General features: G+C 46.1%; 14 protein-coding genes. 7 read left to right on the plus strand and 7 right to left on the minus strand.

The window, feature by feature from the left end; genetic code table 11:
* Position 1: 1 nt before the first annotated feature.
* The 5 genes from L1D50_RS03655 to L1D50_RS03675 form a co-directional block, all read right to left on the minus strand.
* On the minus strand, positions 2-925 hold the full coding sequence (locus tag L1D50_RS03655) for a tyrosine recombinase XerC (protein WP_239965545.1): 924 nt from the start codon (positions 923-925) through the stop codon (positions 2-4).
* Complete coding sequence (locus L1D50_RS03660; protein WP_138523326.1) at positions 922-1,548, minus strand: DUF484 family protein; 627 nt, start codon at positions 1,546-1,548, stop codon at positions 922-924. Before L1D50_RS03660 ends, L1D50_RS03655 begins: the two co-directional genes overlap by 4 nt.
* Positions 1,545-2,375, minus strand: coding sequence for a diaminopimelate epimerase (gene dapF / locus L1D50_RS03665; RefSeq protein ID WP_138523324.1), 831 nt, complete (start codon positions 2,373-2,375; stop codon positions 1,545-1,547). Before dapF ends, L1D50_RS03660 begins: the two co-directional genes overlap by 4 nt.
* A gap of 127 nt (positions 2,376-2,502) precedes the next feature.
* A complete protein-coding gene (gene lysA, locus L1D50_RS03670; protein WP_239965546.1) occupies positions 2,503-3,756 on the minus strand; it encodes a diaminopimelate decarboxylase in 1,254 nt (417 codons plus the stop codon).
* 1 nt (position 3,757) lies between these two features.
* A complete protein-coding gene (locus L1D50_RS03675) occupies positions 3,758-3,934 on the minus strand; it encodes a lipoprotein (protein ID WP_010604229.1) in 177 nt (58 codons plus the stop codon).
* A 155-nt stretch (positions 3,935-4,089) separates the two neighbouring features.
* Here L1D50_RS03675 and cyaY point away from each other — a divergent pair, with 155 nt between their 5' ends.
* The 7 genes from cyaY to add all read left to right on the plus strand — a co-directional run bounded on the left by cyaY (position 4,090) and on the right by add (position 11,135).
* On the plus strand, positions 4,090-4,410 hold the full coding sequence (gene cyaY / locus L1D50_RS03680; protein WP_010378141.1) for an iron donor protein CyaY: 321 nt from the start codon (positions 4,090-4,092) through the stop codon (positions 4,408-4,410).
* Entirely contained in the window at positions 4,410-5,066 is a 657-nt protein-coding gene (locus L1D50_RS03685) for an alpha/beta fold hydrolase (protein WP_128725269.1), read from the plus strand. The genes cyaY and L1D50_RS03685 overlap by 1 nt, the downstream gene beginning before the upstream one ends.
* A 45-nt stretch (positions 5,067-5,111) precedes the next feature.
* Positions 5,112-6,047 (plus strand): DUF2914 domain-containing protein, encoded by a 936-nt coding sequence (locus tag L1D50_RS03690; protein WP_239965547.1) that lies wholly within the window; start codon positions 5,112-5,114, stop codon positions 6,045-6,047.
* 103 nt (positions 6,048-6,150) lie between these two features.
* Positions 6,151-7,089, plus strand: a complete 939-nt coding sequence (gene hemC, locus L1D50_RS03695; RefSeq protein WP_138524641.1) for a hydroxymethylbilane synthase — start codon at positions 6,151-6,153, stop codon at positions 7,087-7,089.
* A complete protein-coding gene (locus L1D50_RS03700) occupies positions 7,090-8,907 on the plus strand; it encodes a uroporphyrinogen-III C-methyltransferase (RefSeq protein ID WP_128725212.1) in 1,818 nt (605 codons plus the stop codon). It begins immediately after the preceding gene.
* Positions 8,904-10,007: a heme biosynthesis HemY N-terminal domain-containing protein gene (locus L1D50_RS03705; protein ID WP_239965548.1), complete on the plus strand. Its 1,104-nt coding sequence runs from the start codon at positions 8,904-8,906 to the stop codon at positions 10,005-10,007. The genes L1D50_RS03700 and L1D50_RS03705 overlap by 4 nt, the downstream gene beginning before the upstream one ends.
* 132 nt (positions 10,008-10,139) lie before the next feature.
* Positions 10,140-11,135 (plus strand): adenosine deaminase, encoded by a 996-nt coding sequence (gene add / locus L1D50_RS03710; protein WP_239965549.1) that lies wholly within the window; start codon positions 10,140-10,142, stop codon positions 11,133-11,135.
* 20 nt (positions 11,136-11,155) lie between these two features.
* Here add and L1D50_RS03715 read toward each other — a convergent pair whose 3' ends face one another.
* The gene (locus L1D50_RS03715) at positions 11,156-11,563 is read right to left on the minus strand and encodes a CBS domain-containing protein (RefSeq protein ID WP_128725226.1); all 408 of its coding nucleotides are present in this window, start codon (positions 11,561-11,563) and stop codon (positions 11,156-11,158) included.
* Between the two features lie 402 nt (positions 11,564-11,965).
* Complete coding sequence (gene fre / locus L1D50_RS03720) at positions 11,966-12,679, minus strand: NAD(P)H-flavin reductase (protein WP_128725215.1); 714 nt, start codon at positions 12,677-12,679, stop codon at positions 11,966-11,968.
* Positions 12,680-12,702: the final 23 nt, after the last annotated feature.

The raw sequence follows: 12,702 nt of genomic DNA on the forward strand, positions 1-12,702 counted from the left end.
GTTACTCGTCTTTTTGCTTTTTCGCTCTTGGGTGAGCGCTATCATACACTTTTGCTAAGTGTTGAAAATCTAAATGGGTGTAGACCTGAGTGGCTGATAAGCTGGCATGTCCAAGCATCTCTTGTACCGCGCGTAAGTCACCGCTGGATTCTAGCATGTGGCTGGCGAACGAGTGCCTCAGTTTATGGGGGTGAATAGGTGTACTAACCCCTTGTTTCAGGCCCCATTCTTTCATTCTTGCGCGGACATGGCGAGGACTGATCCGGCGTTTTAATTTACTCACAAAAAGCGCAGGCTCTTCCAATGTTGCAAATTGCGGCCTTATTTTGAGCCAATCAGCTAGCGCGTTTAGCGCTTTGCCGCCGACAGGCACAACACGCTCCTTACCGCCTTTACCAAGCACGCGTATTTCACCGTCTTTGACGTCCAATAGGTTAGCGCCAACCAATTCGCTTAATCGCAAACCACTGGAGTACATTAATTCCATCATGGCTTTGTCACGAATAGCAAGCGCATCATCTGCCTGAATTTCAAGAAGTTGTCCCATTTGGTCAACATCAAGGTTCTTTGGTAATGGTCTTTGAAACTTAGGTCCTCGGATCCCTTGTGCGGGATTGACGACAGCCTGTTGCGACTGTGACTTGAGCTTGAGAAATTTATATAAGCTTCGAATACAACTGAGCTTAAGATTGATGGTTCTTGGGCTGTAATTTTGGCCGCGAAGCTTCATACTGTAGCGGCGAACTTGATCGCCACTAACTTCAAGCCAAGAAGGGGCGTGATCACTAAAATACTGCGCTGCTTGGATCAGCTGAGTTTTGTATTGGGTGAGTGTATGTTCTGAGTAGTGCTTTTCGTGGCGCAAGTGTGCCATAAAGGCGGTTACGGGTTGAGTCCAATCTTCAGGTAGTGGTCTTAGGCTCATGCCAGCGCTTCGAGCTTAAGCGATAATGTTTGAATAAAAGCCGTGATCAACATATTGTCGTGTTGTGGCGAAAAGTGTTCTGGTGAGCGGCTAGCAAAGGCCAGAATAAAGCGACCCTGGTCCGACGCATCAACGCGGTAAAGTGCCACCGAGCCCACTTCAATACCGGCAAACAAGAGTTCAGCTTGTGACTGGCTGAGTCGTCCTAAGTAGCAGTTGTTACTGCTCAGTTTAGCTGACACTAGTTCCAAAAGCGTATCATCGATGTTGATGAGTTTACATGCTTGGATGTCCGGGTGGTCCTCAAAGCGCTGTGCTAACGTATGATTGATTGCACTCAACTCTGTACAACGCATGATAGCCAATTGGCATTCACTCAATTGCTTGAAAATCAGCTCGTTGGCTTTTGCATAATGGACCATGTCTTTGATCTGCTGCTGTAGTGAGTTGACTTCGTCGCGGAGCATCCGCTGTTGGTGCAAAGCAAGGTTTGGGAGCCCTTGCTGCTGGTGGTGTAGCTGCAAATCCAATAGCACATAAGGGTGTCTGAGCAAAAAATCAGGATGCTTGCGCAGGTACTCAATGACTAATTGTTCAGTCGAATTTGCTTCTTTTATGGTCATATTGCGATTTGCCCATCAAAAACATGCTCCGCCGGCCCGGTCATTTTCACTACTTGGCCTTGACCGCCCCAACGTACTTGAAGACTGCCACCTGGTAGGTCGACCCTAACGGTTTCTTCTAACTTGCTTTGCATTATGCCTGCGACTACGGCAGCACATGCTCCTGTGCCACAGGCAAGCGTTTCGCCAGCACCGCGCTCCCAAACACGTAGCTTAACGTGTTCACGAGAAACGACTTCCATAAAGCCAATATTGGCCTTTTGTGGGAAACGTTCATGGTGTTCAAGGAGCGGCCCAAGTGTCGCTACCTCAGCGGTTTCTACACTATCGACAATAATCACGCCATGAGGATTGCCCATAGAAACCGCGCTACAAAACACCGTATGTTCGTCGGCTCTTAAAATATAGGTGTTTTCTTGTTTGTTTGCACGAAATGGAATGGCTTGTGGGTTAAAGTTTGGTTTGCCCATATTCACGGTAACTTGGCCGTCTTTTTCGGTATAAAGGGTGAGATTGCCGCCCTTTGTAGAGACACAAACTTTGTGTTTGTTCGTTAAGCCCTTCATGCGAACAAAACGAGCAAAACAGCGAGCACCGTTACCACACTGCTCAACTTCGTTACCATCAGCGTTGAAAATACGGTAATGAAAATCTAAGTCCGGGGAATAAGGCGCTTCAACCATCAATAGCTGATCAAAGCCAATTCCAAAGTGGCGATCTGCTAACTTCTTAATTTGGTCTCGAGACAAAAACACATTTTGGGTGACATTATCTATCACCACAAAGTCGTTGCCTAAACCATGCATTTTTGAAAAGTTTATAAACATAGAGTGGTTATCTTTTGGTATAAAACCATGGCCTCACTTTACTAATACTTTGCCATGGATACTTCGGCTAGGGAAGCGGGCTTGACATTAAGCCTTGTTTTGCATCCCAAGGATGTATCCAAGTCGATTATTGTGGCAGTAGTTGTTCATATTGCCACAGAGATTCTAACGGCTCTCTTTGGCGGATTAGATGGTGTAGGTTGTTATCAACCATGACCTCCGCACAGCGGGGGCGAGAGTTGTAATTTGAACTCATGGTAAAGCCATAAGCGCCTGCGCTGCGCTGTACTAACAAGTCGCCAGCCTTTATTTTAAGTACTCGGTCTTTACCTAGAAAGTCACCCGTTTCACAGACTGGGCCAACCACGTCGTAAGTTATCGCGTCAACATCATCTCGCGGTATGACAGGCACGATATTTTGCCAAGCCTGATAAAGCGATGGGCGCAGCATGTCGTTCATGCCAGCATCAACAATGGCAAAATGCTTATGCTCGGTTGGCTTAATAAATTCGACTTTAGTCACCAACACACCGGCATTAGCAGCAATCGCACGACCTGGCTCAAAAATGAGTTCTAGATCATTGAACTGCGCCAATCGTGCTTTAATCTCTGCAGCATAAGCACTCGGATGCGGCGGTTTTTCACCGTCATAAGGCACGCCAAGACCGCCACCGATATCGAGGTGATGCAAGTAAATCCCCGCTTTTTCAAGTTGAGAGATTAGAGCCAGCACTTTATCTAACGCCGCTAAAAATGGATTAACCTCAACCAACTGCGAGCCGATGTGGAAGTCGATCCCAACCACTTTTAAACCCGGTAGGGCATAAGCGAGCTGGTAAACATCAAATGCGGCTTTGATATCAATACCAAATTTGTTCTCTTTTAACCCGGTTGAAATATAGGGGTGAGTTTTTGCATCGATATCTGGGTTTACACGCAATGAAATTGGCGCAATTTTATCCAGTCTGGTTGCCACTTCACTGATGCGGTGAAGCTCCGCAATCGACTCAACATTAAAGCATTTAATCCCAGTCTCAAGTGCAAACGCGATTTCATCTTCCGTTTTCGCAACACCAGAAAAAACGACTTTTCGAGGATCTCCCCCTGCTTTTAGCACTCGCGCAAGTTCACCCTTCGACACGATATCAAAACCAGAACCAAGCTCAGCCAAGACGTTCAGCACGGCGATATTTGAATTCGCCTTTACTGCGTAGCACACTAAGTGGGGATGACCAGCTGCGGCGTCCGTAAAAGCGTGATAGTGCCGTGCTAAAGTCTTCTTCGAGTAGACATAGCAAGGAGTGCCATATTGCTCAGCGATAGTGGTTATGGCGACATCTTCAGCGAATAGTTCGCCATCTTGATAATTGAAATAATCCATTTTAACGCTCCTGTTGTTCTGCTTCAGGCTGGTTTGCTTGTGCTGCTTTCGGTTGGTTTGATTTTTTAGCCTGTTGTTCAGGCAAATAAAGCGGACCGCTTTGACCGCAACCCGATAATCCGATTAAAGTAGTAAAAACAAGTGCCGTTACGCTAAATTTATAAGGTGTCGCTTTCATTAGATAATTCGTGTCAGTGCCTTTATAATCGCAGAGTAACAGAATTGATAAAAAAAGCAGCTTTTCGCTATTGAAATTTCGTCTTCATCAAATTGCTCAAATAGCGAGTTAAGCTTAGGCACCATGCCGCAGTGCGTCAGTAAGAGGAAATCACGATGACAGAAAGTGAATATCATGAGTTAGCCGATGCGCTAATGTTGACTATTGAAGAGCAGATCGATGATTGTGACGCTGATTTAGATTACGAATCAGCATCGGGAATTCTAGAGATTATTTTCCCTGACAAGAGCAAAATTGTTATTAACAAACAAGCACCATTGCACCAAGTCTGGGTGGCGACTAAGTTTAATGGTCATCACTTTGAACTGCGTGGCGATCAGTGGATTGATAATCGCTCAGGTGCTGAGTTTTGGCAATTTATGAGCGACGCGGCGACGAAGCAAGCAAATATCGCAATAGAGTGGCAGCACGATTAATGTTGGAGTTTGTAGATTATCCTGCCAAAGGACAACATAAAGCGAGTATTATTTGGCTCCATGGATTAGGTGATTCAGGCAACGGCTTTTTACCTATTGCATCTGAGTTAAACCTGCCTGAGGAATTGGGTGCACACTTTATTTTTCCACATGCACCACAGCAGCCGGTCACCATAAATGGTGGCATGTTGATGCGTGCATGGTATGACATTAAATCATTTGATCTGGATAAAAGAGCGGATGAGCAAGGTGTGCGAGACTCATCAGCTCAGGTTGAAGCGTTAATTCAGGCAGAGCTAGATAAAGGTATCCCAGCTAACCGCATTGTCTTAGCTGGATTTTCTCAAGGGGGGGTGATTGCGCTCCATCTTGCACCGCGTTTAACTGTTAAATTGGCTGGTGTCATGGCACTATCGACTTATATGTGTGTGCCTGAAAAGCTCAGCGCAGAAGCACAGCAAAGCGAGCTCACTATTTTTATGGCGCATGGCAGTGCTGATCCTGTCGTACCGATGTTTGCAGGTGAGCATGCACTTAACACGTTACAACAGCAAGGTTATGAAGTGAGCTGGCAAGACTACCCAATGGAGCATCAGGTATGTCTTGAAGAATTAAAAGCTATTCGCGCTTGGTTAATTACGAGACTGAGTGATTAATATTAAGTGGTATAAGGTACTGGTGACAGATACAGGAGCAAAGCAATGTCACAAAAGATTGTCATAAAAACGTCGGTGAGTAAGCAACCCTCAAAGCCCTCAGCGGTGACCTATCAATGGCACTGGAAACGCATTTTTATGGCAACGGCAGCGTTTGCTGGCATTGCAACCGCGGGGATTTATGGTGTCGTGGATAACGTTAACGCAGATGAAGACGATGTCCAAGTGGCAGTACCTATGCATGCCACCAATACGAAAACCGATACTTCGCTGAATGACTCTCCTGCATCAGTAGACTCTAATGAAGAGCGTGAGGGCGAGCAGCTAAGTGCGGATACCTCACCTGATACCGTTTTAACGACGCCCGAACTCACCCCTACTGGTGCCGCGACGACCTCAATAGAGGTCGCTCAAGTCATTGCACTAGACCAAGAACAGCAACAAGCTTCTGAAGAAACAGAAACAGAAACAGAAACAGAAACAGAAACAGAAACAGAAACAGAAACAGAAACAGAAACAGAAACAGAAACAGAAACAGAAACAGAAACAGAAACAGAAACAGAAACAAGGGCTGAAGCTAAAAATCAATTTGATGCTGAAGCGCGCATAGCCAGTGTCGCGCTAGGGGCAAAAATCGACACGCAATTTATCAGCCGCGCTGTACTCACTACTATGATTGATGACCGCGAACCAACGAACGTGTTGAAAGATGTGATCGCGACCACTCAGTTTAGTGACAAGCTTTACTTTTTCACCGAAGTACACGCGCTTAAAGATCAAGTAGTGTCGCACCTGTGGTTTCATCAAGACGAGTTGATGGCAGAAGTGGAGCTGCCGATCCAAGCCGCGCGCTATCGTACTTATTCAAGTAAGAACGTCATGCCGAGTCAGACCGGGGATTGGCGTGTTGAGGTGGTGACGCAGTCAGGACAACTGCTTGCCCAAAAGACGTTCCGCATTGTGGATAATAGTCAGCAATAATCTTACTCGCAGTATCGTGTATGGCAGCACGCGACTGACTGCCATCACCACATAGTTAACTCTTTGCAGCGGCAATAACGCTGCAATAAATGAAAGGCAAATCATGACAGAACAAGTTTCCATATTACGTATTGCAACGCGCAAAAGTGCTTTGGCGCTATGGCAAGCCGAATTTGTGAAGGCAGAGCTTGAAAAACACCATACGAATCTAAAAGTAGAGCTCGTGCCGATGTCGACGAAAGGCGACAAAATCTTAGATACGCCATTGGCAAAAATTGGTGGTAAAGGGTTGTTCGTCAAAGAGCTTGAGCAGGCCATGTTAGAAGGGCGCGCAGATATTGCGGTGCATTCAATGAAAGATGTACCGGTTGATTTCCCTGAGGGACTCGAGCTGCATACTATTTGTGAACGTGAAGACCCAAGAGACGCGTTTGTGTCTAATACTTATACCTCACTTGTAGAGTTGCCAGAGGGCGCTGTAGTTGGCACCTCAAGCCTACGTCGCCAATGTCAAATTCGAGCAGCTCGTCCGGACTTAGTTATTAAGGATTTACGTGGTAACGTGAATACTCGCCTAGCTAAGCTCGATGCGGGTGAATTTGATGCTATTATTCTGGCCGCGGCGGGACTTATCCGTCTAGAAATGGCTGATAGAATCGCAAGTTATATTGAACCTGAAGAATCATTACCGGCCAATGGCCAAGGCGCTGTCGGCATTGAATGTCGTAGCGATGATGCTCAAACTAAAGCATTCCTCGCACCACTGGAGCACACTGATACACGCATTCGTGTACTTGCCGAGCGAGCAATGAACCGCCGTTTGGAAGGAGGATGTCAGGTTCCAATCGGTGCTTATGCAGAAGTCTCGGGCGATCAGGTACACTTGCGCGGCTTAGTGGGGGCTGTCGATGGCAGTGAAATCTTGCGCGGCGAATGCTCAGGTACGGTTGCAGAGGCTGAGCAACTTGGAATTCAATTGGCAGAATCTTTACTTGCGCAAGGTGCAGATAAAATTCTTGCTGAGGTTTATAGGGACGCTTAAATGAAAGTTGTGCTAACTCGACCCGTTGGCAAATCAGAACCTTTATCTGAGTTACTGACACAGCAGCAAATTAGTTCAGTAATTTGCCCAGTATTGCAGCTTAACGAAGTGGCGGTGAGTGACACAGCTAAAGCAATGATAAACGAAGCCGAGTTAGCTATTTTTGTCTCGCCGGATGCGGTGCGATACTTTCACCAGTTAGAAGTACCATTAGCCGGGCATTGTGCAGCTTTTGCTGTTGGCGAAGGCACGGCCGATGCTATCCAGCAGACCCTAAATATCAAGGCTAAATACCCTAAACAACCTGATTCCGAAGGCTTGCTTGCACTCCCGCAGCTGTCCTCTGTTGAGGGCAAGCGTGTATTGTTGGTCAAAGGGAAAGGCGGGCGTCCCGTTATTGCGCAAACTTTAAAAGCGCGGGGGGCCATCCTTGACAGTTTGGTGGTTTATGAACGTGTTGCCGTAAAAGACAATGCAGATGGCTGGTTAGACCACTGGCGAAGCCAGCAGATTGAAGGTATAGTCATTACCAGTAATAGTGCAGCGGATGCGATTTTTAATACGCAGTCGTCAGCAAGTAAAGATTGGTTGGCTCAGCGCACTTTCTTTGTTGTGAGTCAACGTATTGCTGAGCATGTACAGCAATCCTATAACATCGAACAGTCTCAAATTGTGGTATGTCATGGCCCTGATAATCGTGCCATCGCAGGGAGTATCATCGACTATACCAAGCAGCAAGGGCGCAAAATGACTCAGTCTGAATCGCAAACAAAGAATACAAATACTCAGCAAGCTTTAAAAGCAGCAGAGCAAACAGTAACGCCACATCACGCTAAGGCTGGTGTGAGTAAGGTTGCGCTCATTGCATTATTAGTGGCGCTTGGCAGTGGTGCTGGTGCTGGCTATGTCTATTTGCAACAGCAACAACAGTTGCAACAAGCGTTGCTAGCTAACCAAGCGATTAACGCTGAAAATCAGCTATTAAACACCCAGCTGAGTGGCGCTAAATCGCAACTTCAGCGAGTAGAAAATGTGCTGGATTCGCTACAAGACAATGTCGCAAAGCGATTGGCTGAGCAGCAACAGCATGTGGAAACTCAGCTAACGCAGACGCTTGCCAAGGCGCAGCAGCAAGTAAGCGGTGCCGTGGCCTCTGAGGCCTTGTATTTACAGCGCCTTGCTGCATTTAAGGTTGCGGCAGAGCAAGATTATCTCGGCGCAATCGCTATTCTGCAGCGCTTGCAAGAGAGCCTAGAGTCTGAGTCAAACACGGCTGCTGTTAAGCAGGCGATTGCTAAAGATATTGCGGCTTTGAAGGCCTTGCCTAAGCCACAAACTGAGTCACTTTATTTTGAACTTCATGGTTTATTGTCTCAAGTTGATACGCTAACGATAAAAACCAAACAAATTCCGCAAAAGACTGCGAGTGAAGATGCTGCGCTATCGCAACAGGTTGATGATTGGCAAGCGAACTTAAAGCGCTCTTGGCAGGGGTTGGTTGATGACTTTATTACCATACGTCACCATGATGAAGTGGTGATAGATCCACTGCTAGATAAAAACGAGCAGCTGCTTATACGCACGCAACTGCGTGCTTATCTAACCCAAGCACAAACCGCATTAGTAGATCAGCAAGCAAGCATTTACTTCAGTGCGCTTGATAGTGCAGCCGACACGTTGGCACGTTACTTTGATACGCAACAAGCGCCTGTGAGCGCGATGCTGCAGGCTTTAAACAAGCTGAGCCGCAGTGAAGTTCAGCGCCAAGAGTCGATTGAACTTGCCACCCCAGCAGCAGTAAAAGGGTGGCTAAAATGATGGCAAAAATCATCACCTTCGCGCTTATTTTTATCGCGCTAGCCGCCAGTCATTTACTCATAGATGAGAAAGGCTATGTGTTGATCTCTTTCAATCAAACCACGATTGAAGGCAGTATAGTGTCTTTCACTATCTTGTTATTACTCGCCATCACCGCTTTAGTGTTGTTGGCTAAGATAGTGCGTTGGTCGTGGCATCGTCTAGTCAATACGAAAGGCCACTTTTCCAGAAAGCGTAAGCTAAAAGCGCAACAAGCATGGAACGAAAGTTTGTGGCTATTTATTAACGGCGAAGTGGAGCAGGCTGCAACCTTGTTGACGAAAACTCCGCAGCCGGATGATCGCCAAGACTATGTGCGTGCCATCGCAGCCAAAGCGGCGTTAAAGCAAGGAGATGTTGTCAAAGCGAATACGGAGCTAGAAGCAATATCGGATGACAACCAAGGGCAACTCGCGGCGTTGTGGTTGGAAGCAAATAATAGTGAACAGGCATTGGCTTTACTTGATGACAAAATGTCTGCAGCTAAACCAACTTCAGCGGTGCTTAGCGGTTACATTTTAGCTTGCCTACAGGCTAAACAACCCGAGCAGGCTACAGCACAAATCGCGAAGTGGCACAAAAAGCTTAACTGGAGTGATACGCAGTGGCAGAGTGTGTTCGAGCGCATGTTTGTGATAGCCCCAGAGCAAGCAGATACTTTGTTTAATACGCTACCTAAGGCAGTAAAAGCGCATGCAATACCAGCTCTTAATAAGGTGAAGCTGCAACAGGGGCGCATAACTGAAGTGTTAGGTGAGCTCAAGAAGCTGCTCAAACAAGGTCAATATCATCAGTTATCGGATTACTTGCAACACAGTACGCAAAGTAGTAATGAGCTTAAGTTAGCACTGCAGCAGCAATTGAAAAAACATCCAGAGGACAAGGAGCTGCTGTTTGCATTGGCTTGCCTTTGCAATGCTGAGGGGGATTATGAGCTTGCTGCGAAGATCTTTGACTCCTTAAGCGCAAACCCTTGGGAAGCGCGCTGGAGTAAGCAAGCTCAGCTCGCCTACGAAAAAATACATACCTACGAGAAAGCGTATTTAATCGCAAAGTCGTAAAGAAAAGCCTGTGCAGCAATGTGCAGGCTTTTTTGCATTAAAGTTAGCTATACTCAATTCTGACATATGTCCTTGCTATCTCAGTTTAGGTGCGTATGATCCCAAAAATTTTAACTGCAAATCGAGTCTCTTATGATCAATAACACACTTCCACTATTAGATTTACATCGCCACTTAGATGGTAACGTTCGTGCTACAACGATTTTAGAACTTGGCCAGCAGTTTAATATGGATTTACCTGCAACGGATCTTGAAGGTCTACGCCCGCATGTTCAAGTGTTGGACAATGCACCCAACCTAATGGCGTTTCTTGAAAAGCTAGATTGGGGCGTAAAGGTACTGGGTGACTACGATGCTTGTCGTCGTATTGCGATTGAAAATGTTGCTGACGCAGTTGCGCAGGGTATTGATTACACTGAGCTAAGGTTTAGCCCTTACTACATGGCAAAAACCCATAATCTACACCCGCAGGGCGTTGTTGAAGCCGTAGTCGACGGTGTACAAAGTGCAGTCAAGGGTCAAGACATTCAGGTTAACCTGATCGGGATTATGTCACGCACATTTGGTGTTGAGAAATGCCAATATGAGCTAGATGCGCTACTTGCCTTTAAGGAGAAGTTAGTTGCGATTGACCTCGCGGGTGACGAGCTGGGCTTCCCAGGCGAGCTGTTTATTGAACATTATAAGCAGGTTCGCGATGCTTACCTTGGCGTGACGGTACATGCTGGCGAAGCTGAGGGCGCGGTAAGTATCTGGCAAGCCATTAAAGAACTTGGTGCAACACGTATCGGTCACGGAGTTAAAGCAATCCATGACCCAGCTCTGATGGACTATTTACGTGATAATCGTATCGGGATCGAGTCTTGCCTAACCAGTAATATCCAAACAAGCACTGTCGAAAGCTTAACCACGCATCCATTGAAAGCATTTTTAGATCATGGCGTATTGGCAACCATCAACACTGATGACCCTGCGGTTCAAGGTATTGAGCTAGATAACGAGTATAGCCATGCAGCTGCGGCGGCAGGTTTAGATTTGAGTGATATCCATAAAGCGCAGCGCAATGCGGTTGAGATTGCTTTTTTAAGTGAGGCCGATAAAAAAGCGTTACTTGCAAAGAAAGCCTAAATTGAACTAGCTGTGTGGGATTATCCCGCACAGCTAAGATAACTCTCTTTTAGCGCCGCAACGACTTGGCTGCGTGTCACAATTCCTATGACTTTACCTTCGTTTATGACGGGAAAAACCTTAGGACTATTTTGCTGCATTCTCTGTGCGAGGTCGACAACGGTTGTTGCAGCTTCAACACTCAGGGCTGGCGTCGCCAGTAAATCTCCTACCTGTACTTTACCGTCGCAAAAGTAGCTGGAATTAAGCAAAGGCTTGAGCAGCTGCTGCTCTGAAATAAATCCAACAAGATGACGCTTTGCATCTACCACTGGCGCACCAATTAAATGATGCTTTTGCAGCAAACTAATAGCATCAGTGAGTTCAGTGTTAGCGGTTAGTGTTGGAAAATCGGGTGACATAATGTCACGAACATAGAGTTTACTCATCATACTTCTCGCGGTATTTGTGTGTACTAAGAGAATAGCGGGCGAGTGGTTTTTGGTAAAATGAATTGTTTTGATTGGTTTATTCTATTTTTTCAATGTGTGACTAAAGGCCAGCCACACATTGGATAAATTGCTATTAAATAACTTGGCTTAAGTTACTTAACCTGAGGTTTGGATAAGGAATGTTCCAACTCATTGTTTCTAAAGCATAACTTAGTTTTTTCCTTGTCTAGCCAGAGAGTTTTAGGGAAAACACCGCTTCCGCGTCCTGCTCTCGCTAAGGTACCTACATCCTGTAGGCAAGGCGAATTTACGCACCAATAGCTGGCTATTGGAAGTGAATTCAACGCAGTTAGCGCTAAAACTGGCTGCTAGAAAGGCATTAATTATCCGCAGCTCAGGTTACTTAATAAACGCAAAAGCGTCGGCGTACATAAAGTCGCGCTCAGCACCATGATTGATAAAGTCATCACGCACGATGCCAATCATGTCAAAGCGGCCAGCCATATAAATACTGTACGGCTCTAAAGAAACGATATCTTTCATCACAGCCTGATGAACGAAACCGCGGTGACCTTTCCATGTTTCACTGGCATTTTCTACCACAGGAATAAACTGGAAGTGTTTATTTGAGGCGGCCCAAGCTTCCATCTCCGCTTTTGCATACAGCGCAGATTCTTCTTTTACACCCCAGTAAAATAATACTGGTTGATCGTAACCCGTTTCAGCCAAGTGATCGGCCATAGATTTGACATAAGAAAATCCAGTGCCGCCGGCAAGTAGAACTAGTGGACGCGCTTGATCAACACGGATCTGAGATACGCCAAGACCAACTTCTAATGCAACGGTTTGCTTTGTATCAAAAGCGTTACGTAGGTGATCTAGTGATTGCATGGCATAAGAGTCAGCGCCAGAAGCACCGATATGTAGCTCTAACTGCTCTGTTTTTGAAGGGCTGCTGGCAATCGAGAAAGCACGTTTGTCTTTTTCACCAAGTACCAATTGCAGATACTGGCCGGCTTCGAATTGCACCGCTTCTTCAGGTTTTAATATAACTTTGTGAACAAATTCCGTAAGAGGTGTAATTGAGACAACCTCTGCTGCTAATACTTGCATGTGTTACCTTTATTAAGCACGTG

Origin of the sequence: Pseudoalteromonas sp. Isolate6 (assembly GCF_022398435.1) — a bacterium.
GTDB classification, from domain to species: domain Bacteria; phylum Pseudomonadota; class Gammaproteobacteria; order Enterobacterales; family Alteromonadaceae; genus Pseudoalteromonas; species Pseudoalteromonas galatheae.